Origin of the sequence: Nitrospira sp., assembly GCA_005116745.1 — a bacterium.
Classification (GTDB): domain Bacteria; phylum Nitrospirota; class Nitrospiria; order Nitrospirales; family Nitrospiraceae; genus Nitrospira_D.
In genome coordinates, this window is record SWDS01000006.1 from 827,876 (window position 1) to 843,765 (window position 15,890).

The window sequence follows — 15,890 nt, forward strand, 5'->3', positions numbered from 1 at the left end:
GACGCGTGTTCAGCCAGTCTTTCCAACACCATCCGTGAGTACACCATCTCGCATGACGATCGCGCTCGACGCGGTGGGGGGGGATCATGGCCCTGCACCGTGTGTCGAGGGTGCTCTTCAGGCGGTGAAAGAGTTTGACGTCGAGGTCATTCTCGTCGGTGACGAAGCAACCCTAAAGCAGGAATGTGAGCGTCAGTCCAGTCACGATTCACGCCTCACCATTCGGCATGCGTCTCAGGTCGTGGGAATGCATGAGTCGCCAGCCACCGTCGCTCGGAAGAAGCGGGACTCGTCGATTTGGGTGGCGACTGAGTTGGTCAAGAACGGCTATGCCCACGGGGTCGTGAGCCCCGGGAACACCGGGGCGAGCATGGTGGCGTCGTTCTTCGTGTTAGGACTGACGAAGGGGGTGGAGCGGCCGGCGATTGCCACCAGTCTGCCGACGCTGGGCGGGGAAGCCATTATGCTCGATGTGGGGGCCAACGTCGACTGTACCGCCAAGCACCTCGAGCAATTCGCTGTGATGGGCCATGAGTATGGGAAGCATTTGCTCGGGAAACCGAATCCCCGTGTCGGTCTTCTGAGTATTGGCGAAGAGGACAGCAAGGGCAACGAAGTCACCAAAGAAGCGTTCAAGCTCCTCAAAGGCAGTTCAATGAATTTTATAGGGAATGTCGAGGGGCGCGATGTATATAGCGGCATTGCCGATATTGTCGTCTGCGACGGGTTTATCGGGAACGTCGCCTTAAAGATTTCCGAAGGCGTGGCTGAGATGATTAAGAAGCTGTTGCTCAAGGAGATCGCGGGTAGTTTCATCGGTCGCCTCGCGTATCCGTTGATGGCCGGGCCGTTGATGAATCTGAAACGGAAAACGGACTATGCAGAGTTCGGCGGTGCTCCATTATTGGGCGTCAACGGAATTACGATGATTTGTCATGGCCGATCATCGGCGAAGGCTATTAAGAACGCGATTCGACGAGCCAAGCGCATGGCGGAAGGCCATGTGCACGAGCTGATTCAACGGGACATTGAAGAGAGTCAATCCCAGCCGGTGGTAGAAGAGAAGCCATGAAATCCTGCATTGCGGGGATCGGCTCTTATGTGCCTGCCAGAGTGCTGACGAATGCAGATCTTGAACGCATGGTGGCCACGTCTGATGAATGGATTCGCGAACGGACCGGAATCCGAGAGCGGCGGATTGCAGCCACCGGAGAAGCTTGTTCTGATTTGGCGGTTCAGGCCGGGAAACGGGCGTTGACGGCGGCGGGTCTGACGGCAACCGATCTCGACATGATTTTGGTCGCTACCTGTACGGGTGATTATCCGCTCCCTGCCACGGCCTGTCTCGTCCAGCATCAACTCGGTGCGACCAAAGCTGCGGCGTGCGATCTGTCGGCCGCCTGCTGTGGATTTGTCTACGCGCTCTCGGTCGCAGATGCGTACATTAAAACGGGGATGCGTCATGTCTTGGTCATCGGATCAGAGGTGATGTCTGCCATTACCGATTGGACCGACCGGAACACCTGCGTGTTGTTTGGGGATGGGGCCGGTGCGGTCGTTGTCAGTGCCAGCGATGGAGAACGAGGGATCCTCTCGACTCATCTTCGCTCCGACGGGACGCTCTGCGAGCTGATCATGGTGCCGGGAGGAGGCTCCCGTACTCCACCCTCCGAAAAAGTGATCGACGAGCGACTGCAGTATATCAAGATGAAAGGGAACGAGACGTTCAAAGTTGCCGTACGCAGCTTGGAAGAGATCGCCCGTTCGACACTGGCAGCGAATCATCTTCGTGTGGAAGATATCGACCTCTATGTGCCCCACCAGGCCAATATTCGGATTCTCAAGGCGGTGATGGAACGGCTCAGTCTTCCGATCGAAAAGGTTATGCTGAATGTGGATCGATATGGAAATACTTCAGCCGCCTCTATTCCGATCGCACTCGATGAAGCAGTGCATGAGGGGCGTATCAAGGATGGCTCGTTGGTGATGCTCGGGGCGTTTGGGGCAGGATTAACCTGGGCCTCTGCGGTCATCCGATGGTAGAGAACAACCAGGTCGTGATCCAGGGCCATTCCGATGTGGACGTTTCGTGATTGTTGGAAGGCAGCGACCTATGACAACTTTTCTCGTTGACTTTACACGGAATTTCGAAGATATCTAACCCCCCATGGCTCTAGAAATCGGGTTTGTTTTCCCTGGACAGGGTTCTCAGTCAGTCGGGATGGGGAAGGCGCTCTATGATGCGCATTCCTCATTGAAATCCGTCTACGATGAGGCCACTGCGGTCTTGGGGTATGATATCGCCGAGTTGTGCTTCACGGGACCGGCTGAACGACTCAATCTCACGGAGTTCACCCAGCCGGCTTTACTTGTGAGTAGTGTGGCGGCGTGGAAACTGTTTGAACCGGTCGGGATCAAGCCGGTTGTGGTGGCGGGGCATAGTTTGGGTGAGTATTCAGCGATGGTTGCGGCAGGCGGTGTATCCTTTCGTGATGCCGTTGGCCTGGTTCAGAAGCGGGGACGCTATATGTCCGAAGCCGTCGCTCCAGGCACCGGTCTCGTTGCGGCCTTGTTGGGTTTGAACGCCGAGGTTGTCAAAGAAGTCTGCCGTATGGCGTCATCGGTCGGGGTCGTTGCGGCAGCAAACTTCAATTCGCCTGGGCAGGTGGTTATTGCGGGTGAAAGGGCGGCAGTGGAACGGGCCATTGAATTGGCTAAAGCGCAAGGCTGTAAAAAGGCCATCCCCTTGCCGGTCAGTGTGCCGGTCCATACTCCGTTGATGCAGCAAGCCGCCGATCGATTGGCAAAGGATTTGGCCACGGTTCGGTGGTCGGACCTGAGCGCCCCTCTGGTGAATAATGCAGAGGCTAAAGCAATCAGCCGGGCAGGCGAGATCCAGGCGTCACTGGTCCGTCAGCTGCCCTCTTCCGTGCTGTGGGAGGATACCGTGCAGACCATGGGTAGAATGGGTGTCACAACGTTTATCGAAATCGGCCCTGGCACTGTCTTGACTGGATTGATTAGGCGAATCCTTCCTGACGCGAAACTGTTGAATGTGAACGATCCGAAGTCGTTGGACGCGACACTCAAGGCGGTCAGCTAAGGCCAAACTGTTCGCATGGAAAACCAGATGACGAATTCCCTGTCAGCCTGTTAACGTATGGTCTGAAAGGTCTGAAATGTCACTACAAGGAAAAACTGCTATTGTTACTGGCGCTGCACAAGGTATCGGTCGGGCTATTGCCGAATGCCTTGCTCAAGCGGGGGCCGACATTGCCGTGGCCGATCTTGATCCCGGCCGCTCGGTGGAAACGGTCGCCTCCGTCGAGAAGCTCGGGCGGAAGGCTTTGAACATCAAAGTCAACGTGGCCGACGCCAATGAAACCAAAGCGATGGTCGAGCAAGTTATGAAGGCCTGGGGCAAGGTGGATATCCTCGTCAACAATGCCGGGATCACTCGTGATGGCTTGTTGTTACGGATGAAGGAAGAAGATTGGAATCTGGTGCTTCAGATCAATCTGAATGGGACGTTTAACTGCACGAAAGCGGTCTTGCAGCCGATGACCAAGCAACGGTATGGTCGCATCGTCAACATCGCCTCAATCGTTGGGGTCATTGGGAATGCGGGACAGGCCAATTACTCAGCCTCGAAGGCGGCGGTGATTGGGTTTACAAAAACCGTCGGGCGGGAGTATGCCAGCCGTAACGTCACAGTGAATGCGGTGGCGCCCGGGTTCATCGACACGGCTATGACCCATGGCCTATCGGCTGATGTGAAGGACACGCTTCTGAAGCAAATCCCGTTGGGGCGCTTGGGTACCTCGGCGGATATTGCGGCAGCCGTGCGGTTTTTAGTGTCCGAGGATGCGGCCTACATCACCGGTCATGTCTTGCACGTGAACGGCGGGATGTTGATGGTATAAGCACAGAGAATTGTTTGGATGTGCGGCCGTCACAGATCCCCATGTGGCGGTATAGCGGGGTCATACTGGGGAAGGAGGTAGTCATCGCGATGGCAACTGTTGATGAGCGAGTCAAGAAGATTATTGCCGAACAACTCGGGGTAGAAGCGGAAGAGGTGACGCCGGAAGCCTCCTTCGTTGAAGATCTTGGCGCTGATTCGCTCGATACTGTCGAGCTGGTTATGGCGCTGGAGGAAGAGTTCTCGATCGAAATCCCCGATGAAGATGCGGAAAAAATTCTGACCGTTGGGAAGGCGCTGGACTACATCAAGGAAAAGTCCTAGGTATGTCGGCAGGAATGGCTGGTCGAGCCGTACGGCGTGTTGTGGTCACCGGTCTTGGGCTCGTGACACCACTGGGTACGGGTGTCGAGAAGACCTGGAAGGCGATCTGTGCCGGTGAGTCCGGGATCGGCCGGATCACCAGATTCGACCCGACGGGATATGATGCCCAAATTGCGGGTGAGGTGAAAGACTTCGATCCGGCTCAGTTCATCGAAAAAAAAGAGATCAAGAAGATGGATCGGTTCATCCACTACGCGGTGGGCGCCGCGCAGTTGGCCGTGGATGACGCCGGTCTCATTGTCGCGCCGGAGGAGGCCACGAAGGTTGGCGTGTACATTGGCTCTGGGATCGGCGGGCTTGGGTCGATCGAGCACTACCATGATGTGCTCACAACGAAGGGGCCTGGCCGGGTCTCCCCGTTCTTTATTCCAATGACTATCATCAATTTGGCGTCTGGGCAGGTGGCAATTCGGATCGGGGCCAAGGGGCCCAACTCGTGTGCGGTGACGGCGTGCGCCACAGGCAATCATTGCATCGGGGATGCGTACCGCCTGATTCAACGTGGCGATGCCGATGTCATGGTGGCCGGTGGAGCCGAAGCGGCGGTCACTCCACTGGGTGTCGCGGGATTTGCCTCGGCCAAGGCGTTGTCGTTCCGGAATGATGAGCCGACGAAGGCGAGCCGTCCCTTCGATAAGGACCGGGATGGATTTGTGTTGGGCGAGGGGGCAGGGGTCCTTGTGATTGAGGAATTGGAACATGCCCTTCAGCGTGGGGTCAGAATGTACGGCGAGATCATTGGATATGGGATGAACAGCGATGCGTACCATATCACCGCGCCGCCGGAAGAGGGTGAGGGGGCTGTTCGTTGTATGGAACTCGCGCTCAAAGATGCCGGAATCAATCGCGATCAGATCGGGTATATCAATGCACATGGTACGTCGACGATGGCCGATGCCATTGAGACCCGAGCGATCAAACAGGTATTCGGAGAACAGGCATTTCGCATTCCAGTCAGCTCGACCAAGTCTATGACCGGGCATCTCCTCGGCGCTGCCGGTGGGATCGAGGCCGTCTTTAGTCTGCTGGCGCTCTTCCATGGCGTGCTCCCTCCTACGATTAATCTGGATCATCAGGATCCGGCCTGTGATCTGGACTATGTTCCCAATAAGGCACGACCGTCCGCCATTAAAACGGCATTATCGAATTCCTTTGGATTTGGTGGAGTGAACGCCTGTTTGATCTTCACGAGGCTGGACGCGTAGTGCGCGTGTCACCATGACGCCGGCTCCTTCAGCCGATTCGTCTCCTGCCATATCGAGCTATCGATTCACAAATCCGAGCTTCTTGATCGAGGCGCTGACCCACAAATCGTACGTAAATGAGCGTCGAGATTCCGGTCGAACGCATAATGAGCGGCTTGAGTTTTTGGGAGATGCCGTATTGTCGCTCATTATGAGCGACTATCTTGCGAGGCAATACCCTGAGTTGAGTGAAGGGGCGCTCTCAAAACTCAAAGCGTCGCTCGTGAGCGAAGCGCCCTTAGCGAATGCCGCCAGACGGCTGGATCTTGGTGACAGACTGAAACTTGGTCGAGGTGAAGAACTCTCGAATGGGCGCGACAAGACCTCACTGCTCGCGGATGCGTTGGAGGCCGTTATTGCGGCGGTCTATCTTGATGGAGGGTTTGAGGCGAGTCGAAACTTCACTATTGAGGCACTAACCAATGAGCTGCGTCACCTCGATGTGCTGCAAGAACAACCAGGAGGAGATGACTACAAGACGCGGTTCCAGGAATGGTGCCAAAAGCGATATGAATTGCTACCTCGGTATGTGATCGTACGCGAAACCGGGCCGGATCACCAAAAGGTATTTGAAGTGGAAGTGCAGGTGAATGACAGAGTGTTTGGAATTGGCCGAGGACACAGCAAGAAGGAAGCGGAACAGGAGGCGGCGCAACGAGCGCTGGAGGAGGCTGAACGGTGAGTCCGTCCGTGTTACAATAGTTCACCCTTGTCTTGGAATCGTATAGGAGGTCGGTAATGTTGAAGCAAGCTGGATGGCCTGTGCTGATGGGGATGCTGGTTGGGGTAGCTCTGTCGGTTTCAGGGGTCGGGTCGGTTGTAGCCGCTGATACACCAACGAACTCAAAGGCGGAGGCACCGAAAGGGCCACGGGCGATCATTAAGACGAAATTCGGCGATATCGAGATCAAATTGTATCCAGATGTCGCACCAAAGCATGTGGAGAATTTTACCAAGCTCGCGAAATCTGGGTTCTACAATGGGACGATTTTCCACCGCGTCATTCCCGGCTTCATGATCCAAGGTGGTGATCCCAATACGAAAGACTCACTCAAAAAGGATACCTATGGACAGGGTGGTCCTGGCCATACAGTTAAGGCAGAGTTCAGTGATATCCCACACAAACGTGGCATTGTTTCTATGGCCAGGGCAGCTGACCCGGATACGGCAGGTTCCCAGTTCTTCATTGTCGTCGAGGATTCGCGATTCTTGGACCGCAAGTACTCCGTGTTTGGCGAGGTGACGAAGGGCCTCGGAGTGGCTGACAAGATCGTCAACTCGGTACGCGATGAGCGGGATAATCCAAAAGAACGTGTGGAAATGACGGTTACGATTGTGGAGTAGATTCGTAGTGATCTTTGACTAAGCCACTCATATCAAACAGCTCTTACCCTGGCATATGGTGGATATGGCGTCTGTCTTACTGGATTCGGTACAGTCGGTTCATTTCAATGGTGCTCGCAGCCTGGACCGTGGGTGTGTGCGTCAGGTGTTGATGGAGGCCTGAACGACTGGCCTGGAAGAATAATGTGTCCCGGCTCATGCTTCTTCTTCAGGTGATCGGCGATCTCCGGATGATGCGTCTTGACATACCCGATGAGTCCTCCAAGAAACCGGCTGGACTGAAAATCATTTCCTGAAAACGTCGAGGCGAACCGGTCGATCCGATCCAGGGCTGCCGGCGCATCCGATGAATCTGCGATCTGCTCTGGGTTCTGCTTGCTGAACGTTTCGTACTCTTTCCGGAGGTGTTCTGCGAACACCGGCATGGGAGCTGCGGGAATATGCAGCGGACTGAGTGTGCGACGGAGCGCCTGAAGCGCCGTCATGACCTCGGCATCCTGGCCATCTCGGCGCCCTTCAAAATAGCTGAAGGTGACGACCTCGATCAGGTTGAACAACGCGACGGCTTTCTGCCCTCCCGATTCTTCTAACTCTCGATAGAAATCCCGCCGAACGGGCAAGAACTGCTCACTGAGCCGTTTTTGCTGATAGTCGCTTCCCGTATCGAGATAGGCACAATCACTGGGACAGGAAATCCGTGTCATGCGATGTTCTCCACAGCAGGGGCTGCAGATTAATCCTCCGAGGGCAGGGCACGGGCGCTTGCCCTTTCGGCTGTGACAATACGCGCAGGAGCTCATTTCTTCATTCCTTCCGGGCCTGGCTTGGGAGGTGGAGGAATAAATCCGTAGTCGGCCAGTGTACGCTTTCCGTCCTTGGACTTACCTCCTGACGGGGTTTCAAGTCCATTCATCTCGGCGGCATGCATGTAGTGGTAGGGCACCAGGATCAAGTTATTCGCACGGTCTATCCCGATGTCAGCCGGGGCGGGGAGATATTCGGCTATAACTTGGAAGCGATGGTCTCGGGTCATGCGCCAAATCTTGCCCTTGGTAAAATCAGACACGTACATGTTGCCCCATTGATCGAAATCCACTCCGCTCAGGTTTTGAAAGCGACTGGTAAAAAATCCGTTCGCTTCGAGTTCGCTCAGCTGTCCATCAGGCGTGACTTCAAGGATCTTTCCTTTTTCCCAGCTCACGGTGATGAGATGATTCGTCTTCGGGTGAATCGCGATTCCTGCGGGGCCCGCAAGCCGGTCATCGTGAATCAGCAGGTCAACCCGATGATTGTCGGATGGGGTGATACGGTAAATCGAATTGGCCGTCTGGTCTGAGGCGTAGAGGAGGCCGGTCGGTGACGCCGCAACGTCAGTCAGCGAAACCTGTCCGTGGGACTGGGAGGGAAACGAGACGGTGGCCAAAAGTTTTCCCGTCGTCTTATCGAAGCCTTTCAGCTGATCAAGATCGGCAATGTAGAGGATTGATCCAATCAAGGCCATTCCCTTTGGGGCGTGCAGCAGCACATCCGAGACACCGCCTTGGATAAACTTGAGATTGGTGATCTTGCCTTCCGTGTCGAGTTTCGTGATGAAGCCGTTGTTGTCTCTCGCGTCCGGCTCGCCGTTGATGTTGGAAATGAAATAGTCTTTCCCTGACGGGTCGCCGACGAAGCTATTTGGTGACTCCAGACCGATGATTTGCGCGGCTTCGCTGTAAGCCGTCAAGCCTAGCGCGAGGACAGCAGCCGATAATACGTGGCGATAGAATGTGACGAGCAAAGGTGGGTTGTCCAGGTTGTGAGCAGTGCTGATCGTACCGGAGGGGCAAAGAGTGTGTCAAGAAAGCGCGCTATAGGAGAACGGCAAGGAGCGGTGATGGCTAAGCGTTGACTTGCATAAAATTCCCCTGCTAAGTTGCGGGAATTAACCTACTTGAATGGTGAGAGGGAGGGGATCGTGGCCGCACAATTGATTGATGGAAAAGCGCTCGCTCAGCAAGTACGCGATCGTCTAGCGAAAGAATCGGCGGACCTGTTCGCCAAGAAATCGATGAAACCTGGTCTTGCGACCATTTTGGTGGGCGATGATCCTGCCTCGCATGTGTATGTTCGAAACAAACAAAAGGCCTGCGAATTGGCAGGCATCTATGTCGACGATTACAAACTTCCGGCGAACACGACACAGACCGAGTTGTTGGCGCTGATCGATAAAAAGAATACTGACCCCAACATCCATGGAATTCTGGTTCAGCTCCCGTTGCCCAAACATATTGACAGCAAGGTCATTCTAGAGGCCGTCTCACCACTCAAGGATGCCGATGGGTTTCATCCCTACAACTTCGGCCGGCTGGTGGAAGGCCATCCCATATTCGAGGCCTGTACGCCTAAAGGCGTCATCAAGATGATTGAATCAACTGGCATTACAATTGAAGGGAAACGGGCGGTTGTGCTGGGACGGAGCAATATTGTCGGGAAGCCACTGGCGCTCATGCTTCTTCAGAGGAATGCGACGGTCACGATCTGTCATTCAAAAACCCGAGACCTTCCCGCCGTGTGCCGTGAGGCGGAGTTGCTACTTGTGGCGATCGGAAAGGCGAAGTTTGTGACGGCCGACATGGTACGCGAGGGTGCAGTCGTCATTGATGTGGGGACCAACAAGACGCCTGAGGGGAAGCTGTGCGGAGACGTCGATTTTGAACCAGTCAGCCAGAAGGCCGGCTGGATTAGCCCTGTTCCTGGTGGAGTCGGCCCGATGACCATCGCGATGCTGTTGGAAAATACGGTGGAGTCCGCCAAGAGGACAGTAGGATTGCTATGAGGGGCTATCCATGAGTCGAGAGCCACAGCGCTTGGTCGATGTTCTCAACCGAGGGACGTTTGCTGTCACGGTTGAGTATAACCCTCCTAAAGGGACGAACATCACGTCCATTTTGGAAAATGCTAAACAACTCGTTGGACGAGTACACGGTGTGAATGTCACCGACAATACCGCTGCCGTGGTGCGAGCAGGCTCACTTCCAGTCTGTCGCCTGCTCTATGAGTTGGGGCACGACCCTGTGATGCAGTTGACCTGTCGCGATCGCAATCGGATCGCTATGCAATCCGATCTGATGGGCGCGCACATGCTTGGGATTCGCAATATATTGTGTCTCACGGGCGACTATCCTACGGTCGGTGACCACAAAGAAGCTAAGCCGGTGTATGACCTCGATTCCGTTCAGGTGATGCAACTCGTCCGAGGGTTGAACAACGGCAAGGACATGGTCGGCAATAAACTAGATGGGTCCACAGCGTTCACCATTGGCGCGGCCGTCACCCCGGAGGCTGATCTAGTCGGGCCGGTGCTGGCGAAGTTTGAAGTGAAAGTGAAAGCCGGCGCCCAGTTCTTTCAGACCCAGGCGGTCTATCATCCCGATGTCTTCGCCGGTTTCATGAAACAGGTGCGGCCGTTCAACGTGAAGGTCCTGGCGGGTATCCTGTTGCTGCGTAATGCGAAGATGGCGGAATTCATGAACGCCAACATCCCCGGCATGTCCGTGCCAAGCGAGATGATTGACGAGCTCAAAGCTGCTGGGGAGAAGGCTGAAGACGTCGGAGTCGATATCGCAGTACGGACGATCAAGGCGGTTCGGCCGCACTGCGACGGTGTGCATATTATGGCGATCAAAGCCACGCATCGGTTGAGCGAGATCATCACCAAAGCTGAATTGGACTGATGACGATTCTCGATTTCCAGCAGTGCAAGCGAGACCGGAAAAAGGTCGCCGTCGTGACGGCCTATGATGCGCTGTTCGCACGGATTGTTGAGCAGGCGGGAATCCGGGTGATGCTGGTAGGGGATTCGCTGGGCATGGTCGTCCAGGGAAAACCCAACACGCTGACGGTGACGATGGAGGATATGCTGTATCACACCAAGTTGGTCGCCGGCGTGGTGCAGCGAGCTTTGGTGATTGCGGACATGCCGTTCATGTCCTATCAGACCAGCACAGAGGAGGCCCTGCGCAATGCAGGCCGATTGCTACAAGCTGGTGCCACTGCCGTGAAGCTGGAGGGGGGGGCTGTGATGGCAGATCGAATCAACGCCATGACGAGCGTTGGGATTCCTGTCATGGGCCACCTGGGTATGACGCCACAATCGGTCTATGCGTTGGGCGGATATAAGGTCCAAGGCAAAGCCGACGATCAAGCCTCCAGATTGCTTCAGGATGCAAAGGCCATCGAAGCTGCCGGAGCCTTCGCGCTTGTTTTGGAAGCGATACCTGCCGAGTTGGCCCAAAAAATTACTCAAGCTCTTTCAATCTCGACTATCGGCATAGGGGCCGGGCCGCACTGCGATGGCCAAGTGCTTGTGCTCTATGATCTCCTTGGACTCTTTGATGCGTTCACCCCAAAATTTGTGAAGACTTACGCTCACCTGAAAGCCGACACCCTCCAAGCACTGAACCGCTATAAAGAAGAAGTGGAACAGGGCAAGTTTCCGAGCGACTCCGAGAGCTATCACTAGGTTTTCAGTGCGGCACCTCCTCAATATTCCCCAGGCCTTGATCCAATTCGATAAGCGGAATGTGCGGATATTGACCGACACAGTGTGCGTGCAACGCGTTTAGTAGGTGCGTGACATCAATGCCCATATATGCGGAGGGAACGTTCTGTAGTCGAATGATTCCCGCGTGAATGAGCCTCTGAGCAGCGGCATCGTTCCCCATGAACCGCTTGAGGTTTGCTGCGGCGAGTTGAATCAGAGATTGGAAGAAGTTGCCTTGTACTGAGTTGCGCCCTGAGGCATGCCACAACCCTTCAAAGACCTCATGCGACTCCCACCAAAAGGCGAAATTATAAAGATCAATCCCATAGAGATAGTCATCTGAGCTCTTCCATTGAGCAGCCGGGAAGAGCCGTGGTGTCAGCTCTGGTTGTCCATAAGAGTGGCCACGAGGGTTCCGGCGAGGATGTGGTGTTTGGCCTGGCAGGTAATGATAGGAGGGGAATGGATGTGGAGAGTAACGAGGCCAATTGGGATTGAGAGGCCTCGGCCCAGCCACCATGACACTCATGTAACGGTACATGGTACTTGAAACACGGCTCGGTCTTCCAACCGGATTGCGGTCAGCTGCCGTCCCCACACACAGCCGCTGTCGATAGCGAGGAGCTGCTTTTCGCAATGGAGCCCAAGTGCTGCCCAATGTCCACACACGATGGTGGCATTGCGATGTTGTCGATGCTCAACCTGGAACCAAGGGAAATACCCGGCAGGGATTCGTTCTGGAGAACCGTTGAACGACGATTCCATCCGGCCATCCGGCGAACAAGCCCGAAGTCGGGTGAGCACCTTCATGATGGTCGCGAGTCGAGTGGGACCGGTCAGGTTTGGCGACCATTGTAGATGTTTGCTGGGATGCAGTGCTTGTAGGATGTCTCGGTATGTGGGACTTTGCAGACCGATCTCGACTTCACGAGCCAGTCTTTCCGCTTCATCGATGGACCATTGGGGTAGTAAGCCCGCGTGAACAAGCACGAAAGAATCCTCACGATACAGGAGCCGTTGTTGACGTAACCACGTGAGTAGCTCGTCGTGATCTGGTGCCGTTAGTATCTCACCTAGTGTGTCTTCTGGACGCACTGCGGCAATACCCTCGGCTACAGCCAGCAGGAACAGATCATGATTGCCTAACACGACGACAGCCCGATCGCGAAGGTTTTTGATATAGCGGAGGACGCTCAGCGAATCCGGACCACGGTTGACCAGATCGCCGACGAACCAGAGACGATCATGGGTCGGGTCGAAGTGGATATGCTTGAGAAGGCGTTGCAAGGGCTCGTAGCATCCCTGCACATCGCCGATGGCATATGTCGTCATGCTCACGAGAGTACCCTGGGATGGAACTCTCCACAAGACCTTAATCTGTTGGGAGAGGTGCGGGCTCTACGGGTACTTTGCTTCGATCTTGCTAGAGAGCCCGCCGCGAGCGGTAAAGGTGCCGGTGACTTTTGCCCATACGGGACGGCAGGATTTGACAATATCGTGGAGGATTCTGTTGACGGCATTTTCGTAGAAGATGCCGAGATTCCGGTAGGCGTGGATGTACATTTTGAGCGCTTTCAGCTCAAGACATTCTTTATCAGGCATGTAATGCAGTGTAATGGTTCCGAAGTCCGGCAAGTTAGTCTTTGGACAAATCGCTGTGTACTCAGGGATCTCAATCGTAATTTCATATTTCTTGTATTGATTCGGGAAGGTCTCGATATCTGGGAGAGGAGAGTTGATCCCGCTTCGCGCATGACGCTCGTTGTAGCCAAGCTTCGTGCTTCGTATGCTCCTCTTTAACTCCTTACCCTTCACTCCGTACTCCTTTTAGGCGTGCTTCATCCATTCAGTCTGACCAATTTTTTCCAATTCGATATACAGAGAGACCCAGGGGCATTTCATTTCTGGATAGACTTCACAAAGGCCACCTTTACGGACTCCTCCACAGGGGCCATGTGCCATGAACTTTGGGCATTCAGCCTTGATTGAATCGTCCGGAATCGCCGGGCGTTTATGGACCCCGCCGACATGGACACCCGCATCATCTTCGCCTGGGATGAGAACGCGCAAGAGCATGGGAAGTAGTGTAAACGGAATGCAACGAATCGGCAATGTCTAAACGGGAATCATTAAGAACGTTCGGAGCGGCTCATTCGAGTGATTTTCTTGTCCTAGTCGTTTGGGGCAAATGGCCTATCTTGCCGGCTGGATCTAGGCCTTTTCTTTTGGACATCGTGGGCCATCTTTGAAGTTGCTTTGATTTTCATGGCGTTATACTATCATCATTAGTAGTTATCATAAATTCATAACTAAGGTTTGGTGTCACTACTAGAGATGAGAAAAGTTTGATCAAAGATTGACAGTCTTTTTCAGGCTTTGTTAGGATGCCGAGACTCGATGGCCCTTAGGTCGTGGTCTGAATTATCCAAACCCTCAAGTTTTTTTGATGCATGTCGGCAGTGTCAAGAATGATGAGCAGCGGTCAACCGTTGCCAACGATATATAATGGAGGTGCCTGATGAGTCTTGATTATGTCAAGTTTTCCAATGGATTTGAAAGGTTCATGCCAAAAGAATATCGAGACATGGTCGAACATGGGCCTTTTGGGAAGAAGGTCACTGTTTCTCAGATGGGGAGTTTCAAGGAAGCGTTGGAAGAACACCCTATGTGTGCCGGTTGCGCGATGACGCTCTTCATAAGACTTGCCATCATTGCTTTCCCTAACCCCGAAGATACTATTACTGTGGGGACAGCCGGTTGCGGTCGTCTGGCCATCTCTCAGGCAGCAATTCCATTTGTCTACGGCAACTATGGTGACCAAAATGGAGTCGCGAGCGGATTATCTCGTGGCCTTCGTCTTCGCTTTGGAGATAAGCCTAAGGATGTGGTTGTGATGGCTGGAGACGGTGGTACGGCGGACATCGGTTTCCAACAGGTGCTCCATTCGTGGTTCCGCAAGGAACGGTTTACGACCATCATGTTGGACAACGAGGTGTATGGGAATACCGGTGGGCAGGAAAGTGGTATGACCAATCGCGGTGCCGTACTGAAAATGGCTCCCCTCGGCAAGAAGTTCGAGAAGATGGATATGCTGCAGATGGCTAAGGTTGCGGGTTGTGCGTATGTGGCGACAGTCGTGCCGAATAATCCGCGCCGTGTCGAAAGCGTCATTAAGAAAGCGGTGTTGATCGCTCGCGAAGTCGGGTCAACGTATATTCAGGCGTATACCTCGTGCAATATTGAATACGCTATTCCGACTGACAAAGTCATGGAAGATGCGAAGACGGTCGAGAACGATCGATACCAGTTCACCGAGTATGTCAGCGAAGAGGCCAAACAGTATCTTGCCGAGCGCTATGGCTATAAGGAGTTCCTCCCCAAGCCAGCTGCCGCGATTCCCAACAAGGCCTAAGCGACCGAAGGAGATTGCACAATGGCAAAGCGCTTCAATATTCGAATGGCAGGTGTCGGCGGACAGGGCGTCGTGACGGGGTCTCACATCCTGAGCACGGCCGTGATCAATGCTGGAGGCGAAAGCACGATCGTACCGTTCTATGGGTCTGAGAAACGGATGGCGCCGGTTGAAAGTTATGTCCGTGTATCGGACGAACCGATTTATGAGATTGGCGAAATCACATTTCCTCACATCATCATTATTTTCCATCCTCAGGTCATTACCCACGGCAAATCGTACACGATGCCATTCTACTTCGGTTTAAAGGAAGATGGGATTGCGTTGATCAATAATGATGGACCGATGAATCTTCATCGCGATCAGGCGGCTGAGCTGAAGGAAAAGCGCGTGAAGCTCTATTACTTTCCAGCGACGAAGATGTCTTTGGAAGTCGCAGGCATGGATCTCGCCACCAACATGGCGCTAATGGGCTGTATTGGTGCGATTACAGGTCTCACGAATATGGTGGGGTTGGATCAGGCCGTCAAGGATCGGTTCCTCGGTAAAGGCTTTGTGGTGTCTGGCGGTACTGCCGCACTCGACAGTGTCGTTGAACGAAAGTTCAAGAAAAAGCAGGAGCTGATCGATAAGAACGTCGCCGTCATGCGGGCTGGATGGAACTATGCTGTCGATCACGGTTGGGCAGCGTCAGATGTCAAGCGCGAAGCCGAGCCAGTGGCCACTGAGCCGGCCACTGCCACTGCGTAGCCGAGCCACAAAGGAGTCTTTATGTACCTTGTAGCCAATGTCAATGTTGAAATCTGTGCATCGAAGAGCTGTAAGCTTTGCACGCAGTATTGTCCAGAAGCCAACACCATTCAATACAGTGAGGAGATGGGCAAAGAGCAAGGGTTTAAGTACGGGTCTGCCTATATCGCGGTAGACCGGTGTAAAGGCTGTGCCCTGTGCGTATGGGTCTGTGACAGCCTGGCCAAGAACAATGCTATTAAAATGACCATGATCGATCAGTTGCCAAAGGCAGCGTTGACGGACAATATTACCTACGGAGACAAGAGC

The 15,890-nt window shown here is 54.1% G+C and carries 19 protein-coding genes and 1 pseudogene; 14 read left to right on the forward strand and 6 right to left on the reverse strand.

Annotation, left to right across the window (positions count from 1 at the left end):
* Positions 1–52: 52 nt before the first annotated feature.
* The 8 genes from plsX (at position 53) to E8D52_09745 (ending at position 6,894) form a co-directional block, all read left to right on the forward strand.
* A complete protein-coding gene (plsX, locus tag E8D52_09710; protein TKB69234.1) occupies positions 53–1,072 on the forward strand; it encodes a phosphate acyltransferase PlsX in 1,020 nt (339 codons plus the stop codon).
* A complete protein-coding gene (locus E8D52_09715; GenBank protein ID TKB69235.1) occupies positions 1,069–2,043 on the forward strand; it encodes a ketoacyl-ACP synthase III in 975 nt (324 codons plus the stop codon). Before plsX ends, E8D52_09715 begins: the two co-directional genes overlap by 4 nt.
* A 124-nt stretch (positions 2,044–2,167) precedes the next feature.
* The gene (gene fabD / locus E8D52_09720) at positions 2,168–3,103 is read left to right on the forward strand and encodes an ACP S-malonyltransferase (protein TKB69236.1); all 936 of its coding nucleotides are present in this window, start codon (positions 2,168–2,170) and stop codon (positions 3,101–3,103) included.
* Between the two features lie 76 nt (positions 3,104–3,179).
* Positions 3,180–3,923: a 3-oxoacyl-[acyl-carrier-protein] reductase gene (gene fabG, locus E8D52_09725; protein ID TKB69237.1), complete on the forward strand. Its 744-nt coding sequence runs from the start codon at positions 3,180–3,182 to the stop codon at positions 3,921–3,923.
* Positions 3,924–4,012: 89 nt separating this feature from the next.
* Positions 4,013–4,246 (forward strand): acyl carrier protein, encoded by a 234-nt coding sequence (gene acpP, locus E8D52_09730; GenBank protein TKB69238.1) that lies wholly within the window; start codon positions 4,013–4,015, stop codon positions 4,244–4,246.
* Between the two features lie 14 nt (positions 4,247–4,260).
* The gene (gene fabF / locus E8D52_09735; GenBank protein TKB69464.1) at positions 4,261–5,511 is read left to right on the forward strand and encodes a beta-ketoacyl-[acyl-carrier-protein] synthase II; all 1,251 of its coding nucleotides are present in this window, start codon (positions 4,261–4,263) and stop codon (positions 5,509–5,511) included.
* 13 nt (positions 5,512–5,524) lie between these two features.
* On the forward strand, positions 5,525–6,232 hold the full coding sequence (gene rnc, locus E8D52_09740) for a ribonuclease III (protein ID TKB69239.1): 708 nt from the start codon (positions 5,525–5,527) through the stop codon (positions 6,230–6,232).
* Between the two features lie 86 nt (positions 6,233–6,318).
* Complete coding sequence (locus E8D52_09745; GenBank protein ID TKB69465.1) at positions 6,319–6,894, forward strand: peptidylprolyl isomerase; 576 nt, start codon at positions 6,319–6,321, stop codon at positions 6,892–6,894.
* A gap of 104 nt (positions 6,895–6,998) precedes the next feature.
* Here the strand turns inward: E8D52_09745 and E8D52_09750 are convergent, their stop codons facing one another.
* Positions 6,999–7,598: a hypothetical protein gene (locus E8D52_09750; protein TKB69240.1), complete on the reverse strand. Its 600-nt coding sequence runs from the start codon at positions 7,596–7,598 to the stop codon at positions 6,999–7,001.
* 92 nt (positions 7,599–7,690) lie between these two features.
* Positions 7,691–8,674, reverse strand: a complete 984-nt coding sequence (locus E8D52_09755) for a hypothetical protein (protein ID TKB69241.1) — start codon at positions 8,672–8,674, stop codon at positions 7,691–7,693.
* Positions 8,675–8,851: 177 nt separating this feature from the next.
* On the opposite strand from E8D52_09755, the gene folD reads away from it, so the two are divergent.
* The 3 genes from folD to panB are packed head-to-tail and all read left to right on the forward strand — an operon-like array spanning position 8,852 to position 11,398.
* Complete coding sequence (gene folD / locus E8D52_09760; GenBank protein TKB69242.1) at positions 8,852–9,712, forward strand: bifunctional methylenetetrahydrofolate dehydrogenase/methenyltetrahydrofolate cyclohydrolase FolD; 861 nt, start codon at positions 8,852–8,854, stop codon at positions 9,710–9,712.
* 10 nt (positions 9,713–9,722) lie between these two features.
* Positions 9,723–10,610, forward strand: coding sequence for a 5,10-methylenetetrahydrofolate reductase (locus E8D52_09765; protein TKB69243.1), 888 nt, complete (start codon positions 9,723–9,725; stop codon positions 10,608–10,610).
* On the forward strand, positions 10,610–11,398 hold the full coding sequence (gene panB, locus E8D52_09770; GenBank protein ID TKB69244.1) for a 3-methyl-2-oxobutanoate hydroxymethyltransferase: 789 nt from the start codon (positions 10,610–10,612) through the stop codon (positions 11,396–11,398). The genes E8D52_09765 and panB overlap by 1 nt, the downstream gene beginning before the upstream one ends.
* Positions 11,399–11,402: 4 nt before the next feature.
* Here panB and E8D52_09775 read toward each other — a convergent pair whose 3' ends face one another.
* The 4 genes from E8D52_09775 to E8D52_09790 all read right to left on the reverse strand — a co-directional run bounded on the left by E8D52_09775 (position 11,403) and on the right by E8D52_09790 (position 13,495).
* Positions 11,403–11,960, reverse strand: coding sequence for a DUF309 domain-containing protein (locus E8D52_09775; protein TKB69245.1), 558 nt, complete (start codon positions 11,958–11,960; stop codon positions 11,403–11,405).
* On the reverse strand, positions 11,945–12,751 hold the full coding sequence (locus E8D52_09780; protein ID TKB69466.1) for a symmetrical bis(5'-nucleosyl)-tetraphosphatase: 807 nt from the start codon (positions 12,749–12,751) through the stop codon (positions 11,945–11,947). The genes E8D52_09775 and E8D52_09780 overlap by 16 nt, the downstream gene beginning before the upstream one ends.
* A 66-nt stretch (positions 12,752–12,817) precedes the next feature.
* Positions 12,818–13,234 carry an NADPH-dependent 7-cyano-7-deazaguanine reductase QueF gene (gene queF, locus E8D52_09785; GenBank protein TKB69246.1) on the reverse strand — a complete coding sequence of 139 codons (417 nt, stop codon included), beginning with the start codon at positions 13,232–13,234 and terminating at the stop codon, positions 12,818–12,820.
* Positions 13,235–13,246: 12 nt separating this feature from the next.
* A complete protein-coding gene (locus E8D52_09790) occupies positions 13,247–13,495 on the reverse strand; it encodes a hypothetical protein (protein ID TKB69247.1) in 249 nt (82 codons plus the stop codon).
* A gap of 442 nt (positions 13,496–13,937) precedes the next feature.
* Between E8D52_09790 and E8D52_09795 the strand changes: the two genes are divergently transcribed.
* The 3 genes and pseudogenes from E8D52_09795 to E8D52_09805 all read left to right on the forward strand — a co-directional run bounded on the left by E8D52_09795 (position 13,938) and on the right by E8D52_09805 (position 15,833).
* Positions 13,938–14,831 carry a ferredoxin oxidoreductase gene (locus E8D52_09795; protein ID TKB69248.1) on the forward strand — a complete coding sequence of 298 codons (894 nt, stop codon included), beginning with the start codon at positions 13,938–13,940 and terminating at the stop codon, positions 14,829–14,831.
* Between the two features lie 21 nt (positions 14,832–14,852).
* Entirely contained in the window at positions 14,853–15,581 is a 729-nt protein-coding gene (locus tag E8D52_09800) for a ferredoxin oxidoreductase (GenBank protein ID TKB69249.1), read from the forward strand.
* Between the two features lie 21 nt (positions 15,582–15,602).
* A pseudogene (locus tag E8D52_09805) lies at positions 15,603–15,833 on the forward strand (hypothetical protein).
* Positions 15,834–15,890: the final 57 nt, after the last annotated feature.

What these genes read in the sequence shown, in the direction of transcription:
- E8D52_09795 (TKB69248.1), top strand. Translation starts at nt 13,938, where the DNA reads ATGAGTCTTGATTATGTCAAGTTTTCCAATGGATTTGAAAGGTTCATG.
- acpP (TKB69238.1), top strand. Translation starts at nt 4,013, where the DNA reads ATGGCAACTGTTGATGAGCGAGTCAAGAAGATTATTGCCGAACAACTC.
- plsX (TKB69234.1), top strand. Translation starts at nt 53, where the DNA reads ATGACGATCGCGCTCGACGCGGTGGGGGGGGATCATGGCCCTGCACCG.
- E8D52_09775 (TKB69245.1), bottom strand. Translation starts at nt 11,960, where the DNA reads ATGTACCGTTACATGAGTGTCATGGTGGCTGGGCCGAGGCCTCTCAAT.
- E8D52_09750 (TKB69240.1), bottom strand. Translation starts at nt 7,598, where the DNA reads ATGACACGGATTTCCTGTCCCAGTGATTGTGCCTATCTCGATACGGGA.
- E8D52_09780 (TKB69466.1), bottom strand. Translation starts at nt 12,751, where the DNA reads ATGACGACATATGCCATCGGCGATGTGCAGGGATGCTACGAGCCCTTG.
- E8D52_09765 (TKB69243.1), top strand. Translation starts at nt 9,723, where the DNA reads ATGAGTCGAGAGCCACAGCGCTTGGTCGATGTTCTCAACCGAGGGACG.
- rnc (TKB69239.1), top strand. Translation starts at nt 5,525, where the DNA reads ATGACGCCGGCTCCTTCAGCCGATTCGTCTCCTGCCATATCGAGCTAT.
- E8D52_09790 (TKB69247.1), bottom strand. Translation starts at nt 13,495, where the DNA reads ATGCTCTTGCGCGTTCTCATCCCAGGCGAAGATGATGCGGGTGTCCAT.
- E8D52_09715 (TKB69235.1), top strand. Translation starts at nt 1,069, where the DNA reads ATGAAATCCTGCATTGCGGGGATCGGCTCTTATGTGCCTGCCAGAGTG.
- fabF (TKB69464.1), top strand. Translation starts at nt 4,261, where the DNA reads ATGGCTGGTCGAGCCGTACGGCGTGTTGTGGTCACCGGTCTTGGGCTC.
- E8D52_09745 (TKB69465.1), top strand. Translation starts at nt 6,319, where the DNA reads ATGGGGATGCTGGTTGGGGTAGCTCTGTCGGTTTCAGGGGTCGGGTCG.
- panB (TKB69244.1), top strand. Translation starts at nt 10,610, where the DNA reads ATGACGATTCTCGATTTCCAGCAGTGCAAGCGAGACCGGAAAAAGGTC.
- fabG (TKB69237.1), top strand. Translation starts at nt 3,180, where the DNA reads ATGTCACTACAAGGAAAAACTGCTATTGTTACTGGCGCTGCACAAGGT.
- fabD (TKB69236.1), top strand. Translation starts at nt 2,168, where the DNA reads ATGGCTCTAGAAATCGGGTTTGTTTTCCCTGGACAGGGTTCTCAGTCA.
- E8D52_09800 (TKB69249.1), top strand. Translation starts at nt 14,853, where the DNA reads ATGGCAAAGCGCTTCAATATTCGAATGGCAGGTGTCGGCGGACAGGGC.